This is a genomic window from Actinomadura sp. (genome assembly GCF_044508335.1).
Classification (GTDB): domain Bacteria; phylum Actinomycetota; class Actinomycetes; order Streptosporangiales; family Streptosporangiaceae; genus Spirillospora.
In genome coordinates, this window is the sequence record NZ_JBIQHY010000036.1 from 36,813 (window position 1) to 57,761 (window position 20,949).

Genomic DNA, 20,949 nt, shown 5'->3' on the forward strand with positions numbered 1-20,949 from the left:
TTCCAGTTCGGGCGGATGGTGCGGCAAGCCGTGGTGAGGTAAGGCTTGCCTAACTCACGGTGATCACCATAGTGGCGGGGCGGTGCGGCGCGCGCAAGAACGGCGCACCGCGTGTCCCGGCCGGGCGCCCATCGGCCAGGATGGGGCCATGGATCTTGTCGACCGGTGGGTCGCGCTGGCAGGGCCTCACACCCGGCATATCGGGACAGAACTGGACGAACGCTACGGCGAGCCCCACCGCCGCTACCACACCCGGACGCACCTGACCGCCGTCCTCGACCTCGTGGACGAGCTGGCCGGGCACGCCGCCGACCCGGACGCCGTGCGGCTCGCGGCCTGGTTCCACGACGCCGTCTACGCCCCCGAACGGGCGGACAACGAGGAGCGCAGCGCCCGCCTCGCCGCCCGCATGCTCGCCGACACCGACCTCGCGCCCGCCCGCGTCGAGGAGGTCGTCCGGCTGGTGGAGCTGACCGCCACGCACGCGCCGGACGGAGACGACCGCAACGGCCAGGTCCTGTGCGACGCCGACCTCGCCATCCTCGGCGCGGACCCCGAGACCTACGCCGCCTACGCCGCCGCCGTCCGGGAGGAGTACGCGTTCGTCCCCGACGAGTTCTTCCGCGCCGGGCGGGCCGAAGTGCTCAACGGCCTGCTGGCCCTCCCCGAGCTCTTCCACACGCCCGCCGCCCGCGAACGCTTCGAGGAACCGGCGCGCAACAACGTCCGGACGGAACTGATGCTCCTCAACGCCTAGCGTCCGGCAACGCCTGGCGTCCGGCGACAGGCGCCTGGCGTCCGGCGACAGGCGGCTAGCGTCCTGCGACGCGGGGGCGGTAGTCCTTGCGGCGGCGCAGGCCCGCCCTGGTGAGCCGCAGGAGAAGCTCCTGGCAGCCGACCGCCTGCGCCCCCTGCAGCACCGCCGCCTCGTACAGCTCGGACGGGACGTCGTAGTGGTCGCGTTCGAACGCCCTTGGCGGCATCCCCAGTTCCGCCGCGAACGCGTGCAGCTCCTCGTAGGAGACGTCGCTCACCATGTGCGACCAGATCCGGCCGCGCGCGGGCCACAGCGGCGGATCGATGAGGATCACGGCTGCTTCCCCTAACACTGCGTTGACACCGATGTAAGCTCGCGGCGGTGACGGCCTGCGGAGCCGGTGCAACGGTACGACACGACACATGCGAAGGGGCATGCGGGTGAACGACGTAGTCGGGTACATCCAGGCCGAACGGGACCGGTTCGTCGCCGACCTCGGGGAGTGGCTGGCGATCCCGTCCATCTCCGGAGACCCCGCGCACGCCGCCGACGTGCGCGAATCGGCCGAGTGGCTCGCCGCCCGCCTGCGCAAGCAGGGCTTCCCGACCGTCGAGATCTGGGAGACCGCCGGGCTGCCCGCCGTGTTCGCCGAATGGCCCGCCGACGACCCGGACGCCCCCGCCGTCGTCGTCTACGGCCACCACGACGTCCAGCCCGTCGAGCCGCTGGAGGAGTGGGAGACCGCCCCGTTCCAGCCCGTCGAGAAGGGCGACCGGCTCATCGGGCGCGGCGCGTCCGACGACAAGGGCCAGGTGTTCTTCCACACGCTCGGCCTCCGCGCGCTGCTCGCCGCGTCCGGCCGGCAGGCCCCGCCCGTGACCGTCAAGCTGCTGGTGGAGGGCGAGGAGGAGTCGGGGTCGGTGCACTTCGCCGAGCTGCTCCGCGAGCGCCGCGACCGGCTCGCCTGCGACGCCGTCGTCATCAGCGACACCACGATGTGGGCGGAGGACGTCCCGTCCATGTGCACCGGGATGCGCGGGCTCACCGAGGCAGAGGTCACGCTGCGCGGCCCGTCCGGCGACCTGCACTCCGGCTCGTTCGGCGGCGCCGTCCCGAACCCGCTGCACGCGATGGCGGCGCTGCTCGCCGCCCTGCACGACGCCGACGGGCGCGTCACCCTGCCCGGCTTCTACGACGACGTCGTCCCGCTGACGGAGGCGGAGCGCGAGCTTTTCGCGCGCCTGCCGTTCGACGAGGAGGAGTGGCTGCGCACCGCAGGCGGCAGCCGCGCCCCGTACGGCGAGAAGGGCTACACGACCCTGGAGCGGGTCTGGGCGCGCCCGACCGCCGAGATCAACGGCATGTGGGGCGGGCACACCGGGCCGGGCGGCAAGACGATCGTCCCGCGCGAGGCGCACGCGAAGATCTCGTTCCGGCTCGTCGCCGACCAGGACCCCCGCAAGGTCCAGGAGTCGTTCGAGGCGTGGGTCGCCGAGCACGTCCCGCCCGGCGTGGAGGCCGAGGTCCGCATCCCGGGCGGCGGCGTCCGGCCGTGCTTCTCGCCGATCGACTCGCCCGGCGTCGCCGCCGCGCGGCGCGCCATGGAGCGGGCGTTCGGCACCGAGGTGCTGTTCACCCGCGAGGGCGGCAGCGGCCCCGAGGCCGACCTCGCCGACATCCTGGACGCGCCGCTGATCTTCGTCGCGGTCGGGCTGAACGGCGACCGCATCCACGCGCCCAACGAGAAGGTCGAGATCCCGCTGCTGCTCAAGGGCGCGGAGGCCGCCGCGTACCTTTGGGAAGAACTCGCCACCGCGCTGCGCTGACGTATCCGGCCGGCGTATCCGCCGGCGTATCCGCCCGCGGCCGCGTGAGGCGGGCCCCCGGCGTCGCCCCCGGCGTCGCCCCCGACGACGCCCCGCGTGCGTGTGAGAGGAGTGCCCCCTGTGACAGAGAGCCTCGAGTGGCTAGCGCTCGCGCGCGGAACCCTCGACCGGGTCGCGCTGAACCGCAGCGACGACGCCTGGCTGGAGGCCACCTGGAACGATCCGAAGACGCGCGTCCTGATCGTCCGGGACGGGCGGGCGCTCGTGACCCGCGAGCCCGCCCCCGCGCTGGTCCTCGTCCCGCCGGACCGGGCGCCGGACGGCGAGCGCTGGCTCCTCGGCGCGGACGACGACGGCGTCGTCTACTACGGCGTGTCCGGCCCGCTGCCCACCATCGAGGGGGCGGAGCCGGCCGGGCTGCGCCGCGTCGGCGCACTCCTCGACGACCGCGACTCCGGCCTGCTCACCCACGCCGTCGCGCTGGAGCACTGGCACGACACCAACCGCTACTGCCCGCGCTGCGGCGCGGAGACGCGGGTGAAGTCCGCCGGGCACGTGCGCGTCTGCCCGCGCGACGACTCGCAGCACTTCCCGCGCGTCGACCCGGCCGTGATCATGCTGGTGACCGACGACGCCGACCGCGTCCTGCTCGCCCGCGGACCGCAGTGGCCCGCCGACCGCCGCTCGATCCTCGCCGGGTTCGTCGAACCGGGCGAGTCCCTCGAACAGGCCGTCGCGCGGGAGGTGAAGGAGGAGGTCGGGCTGGCCGTCCGGGACGTCCGCTACCTCGGCAGCCAGCCGTGGCCGCTGCCGCAGAGCCTGATGCTGGGCTTCACCGCGCGGGCGGACGGCGACGTCCCGCTGAACCCCGACCCGGAGGAGATCCTGGACGCCGCCTGGTACACGCGGGACGAGCTGCGCGCCGCCATCGAGTCGGGCGAGATCGTCGCCCCGGGCCCGCTGTCCATCGCCGCCCAGCTCATCATGCGCTGGTACGGCGGCGAACTCCCCAAGATGCCCGCCTTCTGAAGCCGCTCACGTGGCGCGAGCAGTCCGCTCCCCGCGCACGCGGGCATGAGCAGGCCCGCCGGCCCGGTGGCCGGCGGGCCTGCTCCGCGATGGGCCTACGCGGTCTTCGCGATCTCCGCCAGGCGGCGCTTGACCTCCTTGGCGCTCGGGTTCGTCGCGGCCGTGCCGTCGGGATAGAGGATGGTGGGGACGGTCTGATTCCCGCCGTTGACGCTCATGACGAAGTCGGCGGCCTCCGGGTCGCGCTCGATGTCGACCTCGACCATCTCGATGCCGTCCCGGGCGAGCTGGCTCTTCAGCCGGCGGCAGAACCCGCACCAGGTGGTCGTGTACATGGTGAGCCGGCCGCTCGGGCCCGTGCCATGCGCGGTCGAAGGCGTCGCCATCGCTTCGTCGTCTCCTCGTTCGTTCGGACGATCAGTGCCTACCGGAGAACAGTAGACGCGCCCCGCGCATTCCTCCGCTGTCCACAGGTGGGCGTATCGGCTGAGGCAGACGGGACGGGCTGCGAGTATGGGGGCATGTTGGCTGAGTCGGTGCTGGAGGGACTCGACCCCGAGCAGCGGGCGGTCGCCGAGGCGGTGAAGGGTCCGGTGTGCGTGCTCGCGGGCGCCGGGACGGGCAAGACCAGGGCCATCACGCATCGGATCGCCTACGCCACGCTGACGGGCGTCGTCACGCCGCAGCGGGTGCTCGCCGTGACGTTCACCACGCGGGCGGCGGGGGAGCTGCGCGGCCGGCTGCGGCAGCTCGGCGCGCCCGGCGTCCAGGCCCGGACGTTCCACGCGGCGGCGCTGCGGCAGCTCAGCTACTTCTGGCCGCGCGTCGTCGGCGGCGAACCCCCGAAGATCATCGACTCGAAGATCGGGCTCGTCGCGGACGCGGCGCGGGCCTGCCGGCTGTCGTTCGGCCGGACCGAGCTGCGCGACCTCGCGAGCGAGATCGAATGGGCGAAGGTCACCCAGAACCGCCCCGAGGACTACCCGGCCGCGGTCGCCGGGGCCGGCCGGAGACCGCCCGCCGAGGTCGTGGACGTGGCGCGCGTCTACGCGATGTACGAGCAGCTCAGGCGCGAGCGCAACCTCCTCGACTTCGAGGGGATGCTGGAGCTGACCGCCGCCGTCCTCACCGAGCACCGGGACGTCGCGAACCAGGTCCGCGAGCAGTACCGGTACTTCGTGGTCGACGAGTACCAGGACGTCAACCCGCTGCAGAAGATGCTGCTCGACACCTGGCTCGGCGACCGCGACGACCTGTGCGTCGTCGGCGACCCCAACCAGACGATCTACTCGTTCACCGGCGCGTCCCCGTCCCACCTGCTCGGCTTCACCCGCGAGCACCCCGGCGCGAAGGTCGTGAAGCTCGTCCGCGACTACCGGTCGACGCCGCAGGTCGTCCGGCTCGCGAACGGGGTGATCGGCCGGGCCGGGGGAGCGCGGCACGGGCTGGAGCTGGTCGCCCAGCGGGAGAACGGCCCCGAGCCGGTGTTCAACGAGTACGACGACGAGGTCGCCGAGGCCGACGACGCCGCCCGCCGGGCGCGCAAGCTGATCGACGAGGGCGTCCCCGCGCGCGAGATCGCGATCCTGTTCCGGATCAACGCGCAGTCGGAGACCTACGAGTCGGCGCTGGCGGCGGCGGGTGTCCCGTACGTGGTGCGGGGCGCCGAGCGGTTCTTCGAGCGGCCCGAGGTGCGCGAGGCGGTGGTCCGGCTGCGCGGCGCGGCGCGGGCGGGCGCCGACGCCGAGACCGAGGGGATGGGGCTGATCCAGACCGTCCGGCACGTCCTGTCCGGGGCCGGGTTCTCCGACCGGCCGCCCGAGGGCGCGGGCGCCGCCCGCGCGCGCTGGGAGTCGCTCGCCGCCCTGGCCCAGCTCGCGGAGGACATGGCCGCCGACGACCCGAAGGCCGGGCTCGCCGAGTTCGTCGCCGAACTGGAGGAGCGCGCCGCCGCGCAGCACGCGCCGCCGCTGGAGGGCGTCACGCTGGCGTCCCTGCACGCCGCCAAGGGCCTGGAGTGGGACGCGGTGTTCCTCGTCGGGCTGGCCGAGGGCACGCTCCCGATCGTCTACGCCAAGACGCCCGCGCAGATCGAGGAGGAGCGCCGCCTGCTGTACGTGGGGGTGACGCGGGCGCGCGTCCATCTGGCGCTCTCGTGGGCGCTGTCGCGGTCGCCGGGCGGGGCGCAGAACCGCCGCCCGTCCCGCTTCCTCGACGGCCTGACGGGCAAGGCCGCCACGCACACGCCGCCCCGCGCCGACCGGTCGAAGCGGCGCCCGGCGAAGGGCCCGCAGCCCTGCCGGGTCTGCGGGCGCCCGCTGACCGCCGCCGTCGAGCGCAAGCTCGGCCGCTGCGAGGACTGCCCGTCCGAGCTGAACGAGGAGCTGCTCATCGCGCTGAAGGAGTGGCGCGCCCAGGTGTCCGCCGAGCAGAAGATCCCCGCGTACGTGGTCTTCACCGACGCGACCCTCCAGGCGATCGCCGAGCGCGGCCCCGAGTCGCTGGAGGACCTGGCCCGCATCCCCGGCGTCGGCAGGGTCAAGCTCGACCGCTACGGCGACGCCGTCCTCGCCCTCTGCGGCCACTGACCCGCGCTGGCTGAGATCCCGGTCACAGGGCCCGGCGGATGAGCCGGTGCCGCAGGGGTGAGATCGCGGTCACGCGGGCCGATGCGGAAGACTGGCCGCCGTGAAGGAATCGCTCAAGGCCCTGCTGGACCTGCTCGACCTCGAACAGATCGAGAACGACATCTTCCGCGGCCGCAGCCCCGAGGAGCGGCGGCAGCGCGTCTTCGGAGGCCACGTGGCCGGGCAGGCGCTCGTCGCCGCCGGGCGCACCGTCCCCGCGAACCGGCCCGTGCACTCGCTGCACGCCTACTTCATCCGGCCCGGCGACCCGCTCGTCCCGATCGTCTACACCGTCGACCGGGTCCGGGACGGGCGGTCGTTCACCACGCGGCGGGTCATGGCGATCCAGCACGGCAAGGCGATCTTCACGCTGTCGGCGTCGTTCCAGATCGTCGAGGACGGCCCGTCCCACCAGGCCGCGATGCCGGACGCGCCGCCCCCGGAGACGCTGCCGGACAGCTTGGCGCGGCTGACGCCGATCTTCGGCGAGGTCGGCGCGCGCGAGTTCGCCGACCGGCGCCCGTTCGACATCCGGCACGCGACCCCGCTGACGTGGGAGGCGGCCAGGGACCCGTCGCTCGCCAGCCCCGAGTCGAAGGTGTGGCTGAAAGTGGACGGCGAGCTGCCGGACGACCTGCTGCTGCACGTCTGCCTCATGACCTACGCCTCGGACATGACGCTGCTCGACACCGTCCTGCTCAACCACGGCCTGGCCTGGGGCGACAAGCGGACGATGGGCGCCAGCCTCGACCACGCCATGTGGTTCCACCGGCCGTTCCGCGCCGACGACTGGCTGCTGTACTACCAGGACACGCCGTTCGCCGGCGGCGCCCGCGGCCTCGCCCGCGGCCAGGTGTTCACCCGGTCGGGGGAGCTGGTCGTCTCGGTGATGCAGGAGGGGCTCGTCCGGGTCTCCGCCGAGCCGCGGCGCTGACCCGGCGGCCTGTGGGATGATCGTCCCCCTATGGGGCTCCCGTGAGCTTCGACGCCCGCGAGGCGGCGCGGGTTCCCCGGGAAAAGGGTGAAGTCACCCACAAAACCGCAGGTCAAAAATATCTTGCTTGATTCGGCGGGATCCCCGTACGCTCGTCGCGAGCATTCAACCGGCCGACCGTGTGGATCTTGATCCACCGGCCCCCGGCCCGAGGAGCCAGAGAGGTGGTGTGCAGTCCGGTGAGCAGCACGTTGCTGAAACTCGCGTCGTCCTGGACCGCGTCCGTCCCTGGCGCCTCCATGCCCTGTGTCTCGGTGCGCGGCGCCTCGATGTCCCGCATGTCCATGCCCGACGCCTATCTCCCGGCGTCCGGCGGGCTGCGCGGGCAGCGGCGCGCGAAGCTGCGCGATCTGCGCTTTGAGCAGCTGATCCAGGACGACCAGGGGCGAAGTGTCTTCGAACACCTCATCGAGGACGCGAACGTCCAGGCTCCGGCCACGGCCCACGTGGGCGTCACCGTCAAGGGTGGCGTGTCGGGTCCGTATCCCTGGAGGCGACCGGTCTAGCGAAGGCCGGCAAGCCCCCAGGCCGCGGATCCAGACACCGGATCCGCGGCCTTCTTCTTTGTCCAGACGACCCACCGACACACCCGTTGAGATCCAACGAGAGGAACAAGGGTGACTGTGATGCAGGGGGCCCTCGCGATCAGCGAGGAGGACCTCACGCTTCCGTGCCGGACCGACCCGGAGCTGTTCTTCGCCGAGGCTCCCGCCGACGTCGAGCTCGCCAAGGCCCTGTGCCTGGAGTGCCCGCTCCGCAAGGAGTGCCTCGCCGGCGCTCTCGAGCGCAAGGAGCCCTGGGGCGTCTGGGGCGGCGAGCTGTTCGTCCGCGGTGTCATCGTTCCGCGCAAGCGGCCGCGCGGCCGCCCGCGCAAGCACCCGCGCCCGGACGAAGTGGCGGTGTGAGGCGGGCATGCCCGCGACGATCGACCGAATCCGCCCCGGAGGCGCGGCCCCCGCGCGGGGACCGCGCCTCCGGGCCGCCGGGGGGAACGAGATGACGATGCTCAGCCAGGACCTCGCCCGTGAGCGAATGCCCGTGACCGTGCCCGACGAGCTGGCCGCGCGCGTGCGCGCACTCCGCCGCGCGCGGCGGGACGCCCGGACGAGGGCCTCCCGCGTCCGCCGCGTCCTGCTCGCGCCGACCGCGAGCGGCGAGGCGTACGCCCATGTCCCGGAGCCGCGGCACCGGGACCACTGAGACCGGACGCCCGCCGGTCGCAGCCGCGCCCCCGTCCTTCTCGGATGGTTCGGCGGGCGGCGCGCCTCCCGGCGGGCACGTGGAGCGCGTCCGGTGCCCCACTTCACCGGGCGCGCGAACAACGGGTCCCGCGCATCTCATCAATGCGCGGGGCCCCGCCGGTCCGCGGCCGGGTCGTCAGCCGGGGACGAGCTCGCCGTCCTCGTCGCCGGCGAAGCCCGGCACCCACTTCAGCGACTCGGCGCGGGCGGGGATCTCGCACTCCAGCTGGCACAGCACGCCGGTGCCCGCCGACAGCACCCGGTGGATGATCACGTACTCGGGCGGCAGGTTCAGCTGCCGCACGACGTTGGACGGCCGCAGGTCGGTGACCCGGGCGGCCATGTCGCGCAGCCACTCCCGGTTGAACTTGAACGTCTCGGTGATGAACGGCTCGGTGATCGGGGCGAGGAACGCCTGCAGCGACTCGGTGTCGATCTCCACGCCCTCGCGGATGAAGTCCTCACCGCGGAGCGCCTCCTCGATCTCGTCGATGTCGGCCATCGTGCCGATGCGCAGCAGCAGCCCGAGCCGCCGCTGGAAGCCGCCGGGGATGCGGTCCACGGCGCCGAAGTCCAGGACGCCGAGCCGGCCGTCCTCCAGCAGCCGGAAGTTGCCGGGATGCGGGTCGCCGTGCAGCATCCCCGACCGCTTCGGGCCGGACAGCAGGAACCGGCAGTACAGCAGCGCCGCGTGGTTCCGGGTGTCCTGGTCGCCGTCACTGATGATCTTCGAGAGGAGGGTGCCGTCCATCCACTCGGTGATCAGGATGTCGCCGGACTGCGCGATGACCTCGGGGATGTAGAAGTCCGGGTCGTCCAGGTACGCCTCGCGGAACAGGGACTGGGACTCGGCCTCGATCGTGTAGTCGAGCTCCTCGGCCACCCGCTCCTTCAGCTCGGCGAGCATCGCCTTCACGTCCAGCCCCGGCATCAGCACGCCGAACAGCCGCCCGAGGCGGGCGAGCTGGTTGAAGTCGCTGATCAGCGCCTTGCCCGCGCCCGGGTACTGGACCTTCACCGCGACCGCGCGGCCGTCGTGCCAGACGGCCCGGTGCACCTGCCCGATGGACGCCGCGGCGGCCGGCCTGTCGTCGAACGACTCGAAGTAGTCGCGCCAGTCCTCGCCGAGGAACTCCTCCAGGACCTTGTGGACGGTCGCCGCCGGCAGCGGGGGAGCGGCCTCCTGCAGCTTGGTCAGCGTGGCCCGGTAGGGGCCGGCGATCTCCGGCGGCAGCGCCGCCTCGAAGATCGACAGCATCTGGCCGAGCTTCATCGCCCCGCCCTTGAGCTCGCCGAGCACCTTGAACAGCTGCTCGGCGGTGCGCGTCTGGATCTCCATCGCCACCGCCTCGGCGGGCTTGCCGAAGGTCCGCTTCCCGACGCCGAGGGCGGTGCGACCCGCGAAGCCGATGGGGAGGGACGCCAGCTTTGCTGACCGCGTCACCGCGCGGCGGGGAAGATCGCTCACGCCGTACATTGTCGGTGATCGGGTGTCGTTCACGCCACAACGGTCGGCAAGTATCGCCGGTGCCGGAACCGGCTCGCACGCGTGACCTGCACCGATGTGGTAAGTGTGCGCTTTCTCACGGCGGTGCGGGCGGTCCGGGGGACACGGGCGGAACGGCATTCGGTAGCGTGCGGGGCATGCCCGGAGACTCCGCCGACGCGCTGCTCGTCGACCGCCGCCCCGACGGGGTCGCCGTCCTCACGCTGAACGACCCCGGGCGCCGCAACGCGATGTCGGACGAGATGACCGCCGCGTGGAAGGCGGCGATCGGCGGCCTGCGCGCCGACGCGGGACTGCGATGCGTCGTCGTCACCGGCGCCGGCAGCGCGTTCAGCTCCGGCGGCGACCTGTCCTGGCTGGCCGGCACCAACTCCGTCTCCGTCCCGCCGCTCCGCGACCGCATGCTGGAGTTCTACCGGACGTGGCTGCTGATCCGCGGCCTGGAGGTCCCGACGATCGCCGCCGTCAACGGGCACGCCGTCGGCGCCGGGCTCTGCCTCGCCCTCGCCTGCGACCTGCGCTACGCCGCGGACGACGCCAAGCTCCTCGCCCCGTTCACCGCGCTCGGCCTGCACCCCGGGATGGCCGCGACCTGGCTGTTCCCCGAGGTCGCCGGGCTCCCGCTGGCCCGCGAGATGCTGCTGGCCGGACGCGTCCTCACCGGCGCCGAGGCGGCCGCGAACGGGCTGGTCAACCGGGCCTTCCCGCGCGCGGACCTGCTGGAGGAGTCGCTCGCCGTCGCCGCGCGGGTCGCCGCGCAGGCGCCCATCGCGACCCGGCTCACCAAGGTCGCGCTCTCCGGGGGCGGCCACGCCGACATGGAGGCGGCGCTGCGCTGGGAGTCGCTCGCGCAGCCGCTGACGATGTCGTCCCGCGACATGATCGAAGGACTGACGGCCCGGAAGGAGCGGCGCAGCCCGCAATTCACGGGTGAGTAAAACACGCGCGGAGATTCCACACGCCCCCGGGGGATGGTCAAAACATAGGGCCTGACCTGCGGCGACGTCAAACACCCCCTTTGGTGCGGGCAAATTTTCGAGTACGGTTCCAGCGTGCCCCCTAATGTTGAGGTCCGCCGCAGTGCCAGGCGCAGGCGAACCGTGTCCGCCTACCGCGACGGCGACAAGGTGGTGGTGATGGTTCCGTCCAGGCTCACCAAGGCCGAAGAGGAACAGTGGATCGCGACCATCTTGGAACGGCTCGAGGAGCGCGAGCGCCGCAGGCGGCCGACCGACGCCGACCTCCAGTCGCGCGCCCGCGAGCTGTCCCGCCGCTACCTGGACGGCCGCGCCGACCCGGTCAGCGTCCGCTGGGTCGCCAACCAGCGCACCCGCTGGGGGTCCTGCACCCCGGACGACGGCACGATCCGGCTGTCCACCCGGCTGCGCGGCATGCCGGGCTGGGTGGTCGACTACGTCCTCGTCCACGAGCTGGCGCACCTGCTCGTCCCGGGGCACGGCGCCGACTTCTGGGAGCTGGTCGGCAACTACCCGAAGGCCGACCGCGCCCGCGGCTACCTGGAGGGCGTCGCCGCCGCCGCGCACCTGCCGCTGGAGGCCGACGCGCCCGACGGCGAGGCCGCCGGGGACGCCATCCACCGCGGCGACGGGCTGCACCCGGGCGCGGAGTACCCGCACGAGGCCGCCGGGTGACCGACGCCCCCGACCGGGCGCCCGGAGCGCCCGCCCGCTTCGCCGCGGTGCTCTCGCTCCCCGCCCGCCCCAGGGACGTCCCGCCGGGGATCGACCCCGGCGAGTTCCGGCTCGCGCTGCTCGAAGACACCTACGAGGTCGTCGCCGGGCTCGACCTGGTGACGCCCGCGCTCGTCCTCGACCCGCCCGACCAGCCGGACGCCGAGGCGGTCACCTGGCCCGGCACCCCGATCGTCCGGGAGGCGACCCTCGCCGGCGCGTTCGCCGCGCTGCACGCGCTGGGCGCCGGATCCGCCGCGCTCGTCGCGCAGGACGCCCCCGACCTGCCGCCGCTGCTGCTCGGCAAGCTGTTCCGCGCCGTCGGCAGCGCCCCGTCCGCCGCCTGCCGGGCCGAAGACGGGACGCTCGTCGCCCTGGCCGCCCGCCTGCCCCTGCCCGGCTGGCTCGCCGCCGCCCTGCACGACGTCGACCTCGACACACCGGACGCCCTGGCGCGCCTCCGCGCCGCCGCGCCCCGCCCGGGCCTCGTCCCGCAGGGCCCCGGCTGGCACCGCCTGCGCACCCTCGCCGACCTGCGCCGCCTGGACCCCGGCCTCGAAGGCTGGGAGAACACCCGCGCCCTCCTGCAAGGCCACCCCCTGGGCCGCTGAACCGGGCCGGACGGGGCCGTGCGCGTCAGCGGCTCAGCGAGACCGCGCGCGCCACCAGGTCGCGGACGGCGTCGTCGGTGGGCTCGGGGATGTCGTCCACCGGGAACCAGCCGAGGTCGTCCGACTCGTCCGACATCGCGTGCCGGGCCCCCTCCGGGGCGATCGCGACGTACTGGACGTCCAGGTGCCAGGTACCGGCGGGATGGCAGCGGACGGCGTGCCGGTCCAGCTTGACGGGTTCGGGGAGCAGCCGCAGGCCCGCGATGCCCGACTCCTCCGTCGCCTCACGCAGCGCCGCCGCGGCGAGGGTGGCGTCGCCCGGCTCGCAGTGCCCGCCGAGCTGGAGCCACGCCTTGACCTTCGCGTGCAGGGTCAGCAGCACGCGGGAGCGGGACGCGTCCAGCACGGCAGTGCTGGCGGTGATGTGCCCGGCCGCGCACGCGCGCCACATCCCGTCCGCCGGATGCTCCTCCAGATGCCGCAGGAAGTCCCGCCGCACCCGCTCCTGCCCGGCGTCGGGCGCCCGCCACGACGCCAGCACCCGCACCGCATCGCCGTAGAGGCCGTCCGGTGCCGGTGAACCCCGGGTCACCGGCCCCTCCGCGCCGGGTGGAGCCCGCGCCGCGCGGTCATCGGGCGGCCCGCGTCATGTGCGGCCCACGCGGGGGTAGCGGGAGTTGTCGGGGCGGCGGCGACGGCGCTCCTGATCGATCGGGCGCTGCCAGCACAGGCTCGCCCGCGCGACACGGCGCCGCACGGCGTTCGTGGACGACCCGGGCGCGTAGCGGCAGCCGTTCACCCGGGGCGGACGCGGCCCGGTCATGCGCGCGGCCCGCCGTCGTCCGGGCCGGGCCCGCCGCCGGGCCCCCCGTCGTCCGGCTTCTCGTCGTCCGGCTTCTCGTCCGGCTTCTCCGCGGACTCCCCGCCCTCGTCGGGCGCCTTGGTCAGCTTGGTCAGGTCCAGGTCGGACAGGCCCTCGATCTCGTCGCGGCCGTGCACGAAGCCGTCCGGGTCGTCGAGGTCGTCCGCGGTCGGGAGCAGGTCGGGGTGGTCCCACACCGCGTCCCTGCCCTGCGTGCCGCGCGCCTCGCCCAGCGACCGCCACAGCGCGGCCGCCTCGCGGAGGCGGCGGGGCCGCAGCTCCAGGCCGACCAGCGTCGCGAACGTCCGCTCGGCGGGGCCGCCGGTGGCGCGGCGCCGCCGCACCGCCTCGGCCAGCTTCACCGAGCCGGGCAGCCGCCCCTCCGCGGCCTCGTTCACGACCGTGTCGACCCAGCCCTCGACCAGCGCGAGCGTCGTCTCCAGCCGGGCCAGCGCCGCCTTCTGCCGCGGCGTCTCCTCGGGCTGCAGCTGGATCTCGCCGCCGAGCGCCTCCTGGAGGGCCTCCGGGTTGCTCAAGTCGAGCCCCTGCACGGCCTGCTCGATGCCCGAGAGGTCGACGGTGATGCCGCGCGCGTACTCCTCCACCGCGCCCAGCAGGTGCGAGCGCAGCCACGGGACGTGCGCGAAGAGCCGCTGGTGGGCGGCCTCGCGCAGCGCCAGATACAGCCGGACCTCGTCGGCGGAGACCTCCAGGCCCTCGCCGAACGCCTCGACGCCCGCGGGCAGCAGCGCGCCGACGCCGTCCGGCGCGAGCGGCAGGCCCACGTCGGCCGAGCCGGTCACCTCGCGGGCCAGCGCGCCGAGCGCCTGCCCGGCCTGGCCGCCGACCATCGCGCCGGCCATCTGCTTGACCATGCCGATCAGCGGGCCGGCCATCGCCTGCACGTCGGCGGGGATCTCGCCGCCGCCGAGCGCTCCGCCCATCGAGTCGACCATCCGGGTCGCGATCGGGTCGCACACCTTCGCCCACACGGGGAGCGTCTGCTCGATCCACTCCGACCTGCTCCACGCCTGCGGCGTGCGGATGCCGGCGGGCAGCGTCGTCCGCTCGTCCAGCCACAGGTCGGCCAGGCGCAGCGCCTCCTCGACCTGGCGCCGCTCGGTGTCGACGACCGACGGGTCGCCCTGCTCCACCACCGTGTGCCGCGCGATGTTCTTGGCCAGATCCCAGTTCAGCGGGCCGCCCGCCCCGCCGCCCGCGCCCTGCGCGCCGATCATGTCGGCGAACCGGTGCAGCATGTCGGCGAACTGCGCCATGTCGCCGCCCATGCCCTTGAATGGATCCTGGGGCCGGTCGTCGTCGTCTCCGTCGCCGGGACGGTTGAAGCCGAAGGGAGTGTTGCTCATCGGATCGCCCCTGGGATGCATGATGGGCTCATATCCGCAACGTTAGCCGGTCCCGGCAAGGTCGCGTACTCAAGGAAGGGGGCAGCCCCGTGGCAACGGGCAAGGTTCGCCCTCGGCGTAGCAAGGCCCCGGTCGTCGCCGTCACCGGCGCCGCGTCCGGGGCGGGGCGGCTGCTGGCCGCCCGGCTCGCCGGACGGGAAGAGATCCGCAAGGTCGTCGCCATCGACGGGCAGCGCGGCGACGTGCCCGGCGTCACCTGGCGCGTCACCGACATCCGCGACCCGCTGCTGTCGGGGCGGCTCTCCGACGTGGACGTCATCGTCAACCTCGACATCGAGCGGTCCCCGGACGCGGACCCGCGCGAGCGCCGCACCCACAACGTCCGCGGCGCCCAGACGGTCGTCACCGCCGCCGCGGCCGCCCGCGTCCGCCGGGTGGTCCTCGTCACCTCCGCGATGGTGTACGGGGCGGGGCCCGGCAACGAGGTGCCGCTGAGCGAGGACGCGCCGCTGCTCGCCGAGGCCAGCACCAGCATCGCCGGCGACTACCTGGAGATGGAGGAGCTGGCCGCGACCGCGCCCGTCACCCACCCCGGCCTGGACGTCACCGTCGTCCGCCCCGCCGCGGTCGTCGGGCCCGGCGTCGACACCGTGGTCACCCGCCACTTCGAGGCGCCGCGGCTGCTGTCGGTCAAGGGCAGCACCCCCGGCTGGCAGTTCTGCCACATCGAGGACCTCGCCTCCGCGCTGGACGTCGTCGTCACCGAGGGCGTGCGGGGCCCCGTCGCCGTCGGCGGCGAGGGCTGGCTCGGCCCCGAGGAGGTCGCCGAGATCACCGGCAAGCGCAGCTTCGAGCTGCCCGCCGCGCTCACCTTCGGCATGGCGCAGCGGCTGCACCGGCTCGGCATGACCCCCGCGCCCGCCACCGACCTGCACTACGTCGCCTACCCGTGGGTCGTCGACTGCGCCCGGCTCCGCGCCGCCGGCTGGAAGCCCATGTACGACAACGCCGCCGCCCTGCGCGTCGTGATGGAGGAGACCGCGGGGCGGCACGCCGTCGTCGGCCGCCGCGTCGGCGGCAAGGAGGCCACGGTGGCGACCGCCGCGGGCGCCACCGTCGCCGCGATCGGCGCCGCCGCCGCCATCCGCCGCGCCCGCAAGCGCCGCAGGTAGCCCGGGCCGCGCGCCGGCGCCCCGCCCCGCCCGGCCCGGGCGGAGCCGGGCGTCAGCTCGACGACGGTGTGGCGCTCGGCGTCGCGCTCGGGGACGGCGACGGGCTCGGCGACGCCTTCGGGGCGGCCTTGCCCGCGGCGGCCAGCGCCGCCTGCGCGTCCTTGATCCGCTTCCAGGCGTCGCCCATGCCCGGGTAGTCGCCCTTCTTCTGCGCGTTCTCGTAGTCCGTCACGGCCTTGTTCAGGTCGTTGATCGCCTTCTGCGCCGCCGCGCTCAGCTCGCCGCCGGGCGGCGCGCCCTGCTGCGCCGGGGCCTGCGGGCCGGAGCCAGTCCCGCCGAGGACCTGGTCGAGCGCGTCGGCGAAGGTGTCCGCGGCCGCGATGCTCTCCCCGTACCGCACGAGGATCTTGCCGAGGATCGGGTACGGCTGCTGCTCCTTGCCGCCCGACGCCTTGGTGTACATCGGCTCCACGTACAGCAGGTCGCCGCCGAACGGGATCGTCAGCAGGTTGCCGGCGACGGTCTTCGTGCCGCCCTGCCGCAGCGCGAACAGGTCGTTCTTCACCTTCGAGTCGGTCTCGAACGAGTTCTGCACCTGGCCCGGCCCGGCCGGCTGCGCGTTGCGCGGCATCTGCAGGATCTGGATCTGCCCGTAGTCGCGCCCCGGCGTCGACCCCACCGCCATGAACGCCGCCAGCTGCGGGTTGTTGCGCGGGTTGAACACCGTCGTCAGCGCGAACGACTGGGTGTCCTGGCCGGGCATCCGCAGGCTCTGGTAGTAGGGCGGCTGCCGCTTGCCCCTCACCGTCGGGTCCTGCGGGACCTCCCAGAAGCCCTCGCCGTTGTAGAACGCGGACGGGTCCGTCACGTGGTACTTGGTGAGGATCTTCCGCTGCACCTTGAACAGGTCCTGCGGGTAGCGGAAGTGGGCCTCCAGCTCCGGCGGGATCGACGAGCGCGGCTGGACGGTGTCCTTGAACACCTTCATCCACGTCTTGGTCACCGGGTCGTTCTCGTCCCACTGGTACAGGTGGACGCTGCCGTCGTAGGCGTCGACGGTGGCCTTCACCGAGTTCCGCATGTAGTTGATGTGGTCGTTCGCCTGCTGCGCCACCGCCGACCGGGTGTCGGTGATGGTGTCGCGGGTCGCGTCCCCGAGGCTCATCCGCTCCGAGTACGGGTAGCTGCTGGACGTCGTGTAGCCGTCCACGATCCACAGGATGCGCCCGTTCACCACCGCCGGGTACGGGTCGCCGTCCAGCGTGAGCCACGGCGCGGCCTTCTGCACCATCTCGCGCGGCGACCGGTCGTACAGGATCTTGGCGTCCTGGTTGATCGCGCCGGACAGCAGCAGGTTCTTGTCCTGGAACTTCGCCGCGTACAGCAGCTTGCGGAAGAACGAGTCGATGCGGACGCCGCCCTGCCCCTCATAGGTGCTGCTCTGCTGCCCCGAGGCGCTGTTGTCGGGGTAGTTCAGCTCCTGCTGGCCGCGCCCCCCGGCCACCGAGTACTCCGGCGAGCGCTCGCCGAAGTAGATCTCCGGCTGCGCCACCTTGATCTGCTGGTTCTGGGACGCCGGCATGTCGCGGGTGATGAAGTCCGGCTCCCGCGAGTCGAACCGGTCGCCGTAGGCCGACACGAAGCCGTAGCCGTGCGTGTAGACCATGTGGTCCTTGATCCAGCTGCGCTGCCCCGCCGGGGCGCCCGACAGCTCCCGCAGCGCGACGATCGTGTCGACCGTCTTGCCGTCCACCTGGTAGCGGTCCACGTCGAGCGTGTCCGGGAACTGGTAGAACGGGCGGATCCGCTGCAGCTGCTGGAACGTCTCGCCGACCACGTTCGGGTCGAGGACGCGGACGCCGCCGTCGGTGAGCTTGTCGGCGTCCTCCCGCAGCTTCTTCTTGTCCGTCACGGGCTGCGACCCGTACGGGACCACCTTCGCGCCGTCCACCCCGTAGGCCGCGCGGGTGAACTTGATGTTGCGCGCGATGAACTGGCGCTCCTTGGCCAGCTCGTCCGGCTTCACCTGGAACTGCTGGATCAGCAGCGGGTACACGCCGCCCAGCAGGATCGCCGACAGCACCAGCAGGGTGAACCCGACGCCCGGCAGCATCATGCCGCGGCGCAGCAGGTTGCTGAAGAACATCACGGCGCACAGCAGCGCTATGACGAACAGGATCGTCTTCGCGGGCAGCAGGGCGTTGACGTCCGTGTAGGACGCGCCGGTCGTCACCCCGCGGTCCGAATGCACCAGGCCGTACCGGTCGAACCAGTACGCGACCGCCTTCAGCAGGATGAACACCCCGAAGAGCACCGACAGGTGCGCCCGCGCGGACGGGCTCGCCTTGTCGCCCGGCCCCTGCAGCCGCAGCCCCCCGTACAGGTAGTGCACCATCACCGCGGCCAGGATCGACAGGATCACCGTGGCGAACACCACACCGAGGACCAGCCGCAGGAACGGGTACGTGAAGACGTAGAACGACACGTCCTTGTGGAACTGCGGATCCTCCACGCCGAACGGCGTCCGGTTCAGGAACGCCAGCCACACCGGCCACTGGCCCGCCACCGACGAGCCCGTGAGCACGCCCAGCAGGCCCAGCAGCACGAAGGAGATCAGCCGCCGCCGCGGATCGATCACCGCGCGGTAGCGCTCCAGGCCCTGCTGCTCCACCGACAGCGGCCGGTACGCCGGACGCAGCCGGGAGGCGATCAGTATGTTCGCGCCCACCACCAGCGTCATCAGCAGGCCCGCCCCGAAGAACAGGGCGATCTTCGCCTGCAGCTGCGTCGTGTAGACGGACGAGAAGCCGATGGAGCGGTACCACAGCAGGTTCGTGTACGTCGTCGTGAAGATCATGAAGACGACCAGCAGCACGGCCAGTACCACCAGAACCGGCAGGACCAGCCGCGTCCGTCCGGTACCGAGCCGGCGCCCGAAAGCGGGAGTCCGGAACGTCAAGTCGGGCCCCTCCGATCGAGGTCTCGCTCACCGGCAGCCCGCCGGTGCTGTAGATGCAACTTACCGACTGCCGCGGAGGTTCCGGCATTTCCAGGTCCCGATTGGGGGAAAGATGGGCCCGTGAGTCTTCTGGAAGAAGTCGTGCTGGACCTGGAACGTCATTCGGCCCAGGAGGGCTGGGACAGCGCGCCCCGCCTCTACGCCCTCGTCCGGAGCACCGAGCTCCGCCGCGCCGAACCCGAACTCGCCGACCAGCTCGGCCTAGCCCCCGACGCCGACACCCTCGCCGCCCTCGAACAGCCGGCCCTCCCGGAGAGAGACGCCATCGAGGACTCCCTCGCCTCCATCGCCTGGCCCGACGCCGTCGAAGGCTGCGCCCTCGTCATGGAACGCGTCGTCCTGCCGCCCGGCGTCGAGGACGACATCCCCGAAGACGAGGCCGAAGCCGCCGAGTTCGCCGCGTCCCACCCGCAGCGGGAAGACGTGCGCATGGTCGTCGGCGTCCTCCGCGACGGCGCCCGGCACTCCGCCCTCCGCCTGCGCCGCCACGACAGCGACGACGAGGTCCTCGCCGGGCCCGACCTCGTCCCCGCCCTCGCCGAAGCGCTCGCCGCCACCTTCGAACCCGACGAACCCGGTGCGTCCCCGCGGCCATAGGCCGCTCCCGGCGAGGTAGCCTGCGGGACGTGACCCAAAGCGTTGCGGGCGAGGACGTCATCCGGCTGATCGGCGTCCGCGAGACGCCCCTGTCCATCGACGAGGCGTACGCCGCCGTCGGCGCCCCCGGCGCCGGCGGCATCGCCGTCTTCGCCGGCACCGTCCGCGACCACGACCACGCCCGCGCCGTCAGCCGCCTCTCCTACAGCGCCCACCCCACCGTCGAACGGGAACTGCGCGCCGTCATGGAGAAGGTCGCCGCCGACCACCCCGTCCTCGGCCTCGCCGCCGTCCACCGCGTCGGCGACCTCGAGATCGGCGACATCGCCGTCGTCGTCGCCGCGTCCTCCGCCCACCGCGCCGAAGCGTTCGCCGCCTGCCGCAGCCTCATCGACGACCTCAAGGCCAACGTCCCCATCTGGAAGCACCAGACCTTCGCCGACGGGGACGACGAGTGGGTCGGAGCCTGCTGAGCCCCCCGACCGCATAGAGTTTCCGGCATGTCTCGCCGTGCCGCCACGCTCACCGTCGCGAGCGTGCTCGTCCTCGTGCTCGCCGCCATCGGCTCCGTCATGCGCGTCCCCTACGTCGCGCTCATGCCCGGACCCACGAGCAACACCCTCGGCACGAACGACAAAGGCCAGCCCCTCATCCGCATCGAAGGCCGCAAGACCTACCCCGACCAGGGCAACCTCAACTTCACCACCGTCACCTACCGCGGCGGCCCCGGCGGCCGCATCGACCTCTTCACCGCCCTCCGCGGCTGGCTCGACGGCGACACCGCCATCGTCCCCGAAGAGACGATCTTCCCCAAGGACGAGTCGCCCAAAGAGGTCGACCAGGAGAACACCCGGGCGATGCAGGACTCCCAGCAGAACGCCGAAGCCGCCGCCCTCCACGAACTCGGCATCCCCGTCACCACCCGCGTCGTCGTCGACGGCGTCCAGAAAGGACGCCCCGCCGACGGCGTCCTCAGACCCGGCGACGAGATCACCGCGCTCGACGGCGCCGAGACCACCAGCGTCTCCCAGATCACCGGCGCCATGGCCAAGCACAAGATCGGCGACACCGTCACGCTGACCTACAAGCGCGCCGGCAAAGAGCAGAAGGCCGCCCTCAAGACCGTCGCCGACCCCGCCGGCAAACGCGCCGTCGTCGGCATCGTCCTCTCCGACCAGTACAAATTCCCCTTCAAGATCGACATCAGCATCGGCGACATCGGCGGCCCCTCCGCCGGCCTCATGTTCTCCCTCGCCATCTACGACAAACTCACCCCCGGCCCCCTCACCCAGGGCAAATTCATCGCCGGCACCGGCACCATCACCCCCGAAGGCGAAGTCGGCCCCATCGGCGGCATCCAGCAGAAGATGATCGCCGCCCGCAAAGCCGGCGCCACCGTCTTCCTCACCCCCAAGGACAACTGCGCCGACGCCCTCGACGCCCGCCCCGGCGGCCTCCGCCTCGTCCGCGCCGACACCCTCCACAGCAGCATCCAAGCCATCAACGCCCTCACATCCGGCAAAGGCGACGTCCCCGCCTGCACCAAATAACGCCGCCCGACCGAACCACCCCCCGCCATGGCATAGACTTCAAACATCACCGCGGGGTGGAGCAGTTCGGTAGCTCGCTGGGCTCATAACCCAGAGGTC

General features: G+C 72.9%; 21 protein-coding genes. 15 read left to right on the forward strand and 6 right to left on the reverse strand.

Features of this window, described 5'->3' with window-relative positions; genetic code table 11:
* The first annotated feature begins 148 nt into the window (after window positions 1–148).
* Window positions 149–757, forward strand: coding sequence for an HD domain-containing protein (locus ACIWVC_RS15280; RefSeq protein WP_396448980.1), 609 nt, complete (start codon window positions 149–151; stop codon window positions 755–757).
* A 55-nt stretch (window positions 758–812) separates the two neighbouring features.
* Here ACIWVC_RS15280 and ACIWVC_RS15285 read toward each other — a convergent pair whose 3' ends face one another.
* On the reverse strand, window positions 813–1,091 hold the full coding sequence (locus ACIWVC_RS15285) for a DUF4031 domain-containing protein (RefSeq protein ID WP_396448981.1): 279 nt from the start codon (window positions 1,089–1,091) through the stop codon (window positions 813–815).
* Between the two features lie 100 nt (window positions 1,092–1,191).
* On the opposite strand from ACIWVC_RS15285, the gene ACIWVC_RS15290 reads away from it, so the two are divergent.
* Window positions 1,192–2,583 carry a dipeptidase gene (locus ACIWVC_RS15290; protein ID WP_396449000.1) on the forward strand — a complete coding sequence of 464 codons (1,392 nt, stop codon included), beginning with the start codon at window positions 1,192–1,194 and terminating at the stop codon, window positions 2,581–2,583.
* A 120-nt stretch (window positions 2,584–2,703) separates the two neighbouring features.
* Window positions 2,704–3,612: an NAD(+) diphosphatase gene (gene nudC, locus ACIWVC_RS15295; RefSeq protein WP_396448982.1), complete on the forward strand. Its 909-nt coding sequence runs from the start codon at window positions 2,704–2,706 to the stop codon at window positions 3,610–3,612.
* A 95-nt stretch (window positions 3,613–3,707) separates the two neighbouring features.
* On the opposite strand, the gene ACIWVC_RS15300 is transcribed toward nudC, so the two are convergent.
* Window positions 3,708–3,998 carry a mycoredoxin gene (locus ACIWVC_RS15300; RefSeq protein WP_396448983.1) on the reverse strand — a complete coding sequence of 97 codons (291 nt, stop codon included), beginning with the start codon at window positions 3,996–3,998 and terminating at the stop codon, window positions 3,708–3,710.
* Window positions 3,999–4,133: 135 nt separating this feature from the next.
* Here ACIWVC_RS15300 and ACIWVC_RS15305 point away from each other — a divergent pair, with 135 nt between their 5' ends.
* The 5 genes from ACIWVC_RS15305 to ACIWVC_RS15325 all read left to right on the forward strand — a co-directional run bounded on the left by ACIWVC_RS15305 (window position 4,134) and on the right by ACIWVC_RS15325 (window position 8,433).
* Window positions 4,134–6,200, forward strand: a complete 2,067-nt coding sequence (locus ACIWVC_RS15305; protein WP_396448984.1) for an ATP-dependent DNA helicase UvrD2 — start codon at window positions 4,134–4,136, stop codon at window positions 6,198–6,200.
* Between the two features lie 100 nt (window positions 6,201–6,300).
* Window positions 6,301–7,173, forward strand: coding sequence for an acyl-CoA thioesterase II (gene tesB, locus ACIWVC_RS15310; RefSeq protein ID WP_396448985.1), 873 nt, complete (start codon window positions 6,301–6,303; stop codon window positions 7,171–7,173).
* 239 nt (window positions 7,174–7,412) lie between these two features.
* Window positions 7,413–7,739 carry a hypothetical protein gene (locus ACIWVC_RS15315; RefSeq protein WP_396448986.1) on the forward strand — a complete coding sequence of 109 codons (327 nt, stop codon included), beginning with the start codon at window positions 7,413–7,415 and terminating at the stop codon, window positions 7,737–7,739.
* A 120-nt stretch (window positions 7,740–7,859) separates the two neighbouring features.
* Window positions 7,860–8,138: a WhiB family transcriptional regulator gene (locus ACIWVC_RS15320; protein WP_089326219.1), complete on the forward strand. Its 279-nt coding sequence runs from the start codon at window positions 7,860–7,862 to the stop codon at window positions 8,136–8,138.
* Window positions 8,139–8,229: 91 nt separating this feature from the next.
* Window positions 8,230–8,433, forward strand: a complete 204-nt coding sequence (locus tag ACIWVC_RS15325) for a hypothetical protein (RefSeq protein ID WP_396448987.1) — start codon at window positions 8,230–8,232, stop codon at window positions 8,431–8,433.
* 177 nt (window positions 8,434–8,610) lie between these two features.
* Here the strand turns inward: ACIWVC_RS15325 and ACIWVC_RS15330 are convergent, their stop codons facing one another.
* Complete coding sequence (locus ACIWVC_RS15330; RefSeq protein ID WP_396448988.1) at window positions 8,611–9,942, reverse strand: ABC1 kinase family protein; 1,332 nt, start codon at window positions 9,940–9,942, stop codon at window positions 8,611–8,613.
* A gap of 176 nt (window positions 9,943–10,118) precedes the next feature.
* Here ACIWVC_RS15330 and ACIWVC_RS15335 point away from each other — a divergent pair, with 176 nt between their 5' ends.
* The 3 genes from ACIWVC_RS15335 (at window position 10,119) to ACIWVC_RS15345 (ending at window position 12,283) form a co-directional block, all read left to right on the forward strand.
* Window positions 10,119–10,919 carry an enoyl-CoA hydratase/isomerase family protein gene (locus ACIWVC_RS15335; RefSeq protein ID WP_396448989.1) on the forward strand — a complete coding sequence of 267 codons (801 nt, stop codon included), beginning with the start codon at window positions 10,119–10,121 and terminating at the stop codon, window positions 10,917–10,919.
* Window positions 10,920–11,081: 162 nt separating this feature from the next.
* The gene (locus tag ACIWVC_RS15340) at window positions 11,082–11,633 is read left to right on the forward strand and encodes a M48 family metallopeptidase (RefSeq protein WP_396448990.1); all 552 of its coding nucleotides are present in this window, start codon (window positions 11,082–11,084) and stop codon (window positions 11,631–11,633) included.
* Window positions 11,630–12,283 carry a hypothetical protein gene (locus ACIWVC_RS15345; RefSeq protein WP_396448991.1) on the forward strand — a complete coding sequence of 218 codons (654 nt, stop codon included), beginning with the start codon at window positions 11,630–11,632 and terminating at the stop codon, window positions 12,281–12,283. The genes ACIWVC_RS15340 and ACIWVC_RS15345 overlap by 4 nt, the downstream gene beginning before the upstream one ends.
* Before the next feature lie 25 nt (window positions 12,284–12,308).
* Here ACIWVC_RS15345 and ACIWVC_RS15350 read toward each other — a convergent pair whose 3' ends face one another.
* Together ACIWVC_RS15350 and ACIWVC_RS15355 are read right to left on the reverse strand one after the other, a co-directional pair.
* Window positions 12,309–12,875, reverse strand: a complete 567-nt coding sequence (locus ACIWVC_RS15350) for an NUDIX hydrolase (protein ID WP_396448992.1) — start codon at window positions 12,873–12,875, stop codon at window positions 12,309–12,311.
* 227 nt (window positions 12,876–13,102) lie between these two features.
* On the reverse strand, window positions 13,103–14,512 hold the full coding sequence (locus ACIWVC_RS15355; RefSeq protein WP_396448993.1) for a zinc-dependent metalloprotease: 1,410 nt from the start codon (window positions 14,510–14,512) through the stop codon (window positions 13,103–13,105).
* A gap of 89 nt (window positions 14,513–14,601) precedes the next feature.
* On the opposite strand from ACIWVC_RS15355, the gene ACIWVC_RS15360 reads away from it, so the two are divergent.
* Complete coding sequence (locus tag ACIWVC_RS15360) at window positions 14,602–15,684, forward strand: NAD-dependent epimerase/dehydratase family protein (protein WP_396448994.1); 1,083 nt, start codon at window positions 14,602–14,604, stop codon at window positions 15,682–15,684.
* A gap of 52 nt (window positions 15,685–15,736) precedes the next feature.
* Here ACIWVC_RS15360 and ACIWVC_RS15365 read toward each other — a convergent pair whose 3' ends face one another.
* Window positions 15,737–18,643 carry a UPF0182 family protein gene (locus ACIWVC_RS15365; RefSeq protein ID WP_396448995.1) on the reverse strand — a complete coding sequence of 969 codons (2,907 nt, stop codon included), beginning with the start codon at window positions 18,641–18,643 and terminating at the stop codon, window positions 15,737–15,739.
* Window positions 18,644–18,763: 120 nt separating this feature from the next.
* On the opposite strand from ACIWVC_RS15365, the gene ACIWVC_RS15370 reads away from it, so the two are divergent.
* From ACIWVC_RS15370 to ACIWVC_RS15380, 3 genes are read left to right on the forward strand one after another with little or no spacing between them, the layout of a single operon-like run.
* Complete coding sequence (locus ACIWVC_RS15370; protein ID WP_396448996.1) at window positions 18,764–19,300, forward strand: PPA1309 family protein; 537 nt, start codon at window positions 18,764–18,766, stop codon at window positions 19,298–19,300.
* A 29-nt stretch (window positions 19,301–19,329) separates the two neighbouring features.
* Window positions 19,330–19,773, forward strand: a complete 444-nt coding sequence (locus tag ACIWVC_RS15375) for a molybdenum cofactor biosynthesis protein MoaE (protein ID WP_396448997.1) — start codon at window positions 19,330–19,332, stop codon at window positions 19,771–19,773.
* A gap of 27 nt (window positions 19,774–19,800) precedes the next feature.
* Entirely contained in the window at window positions 19,801–20,850 is a 1,050-nt protein-coding gene (locus ACIWVC_RS15380) for a PDZ domain-containing protein (RefSeq protein ID WP_396448998.1), read from the forward strand.
* The last annotated feature ends 99 nt before the right edge of the window (window positions 20,851–20,949 follow it).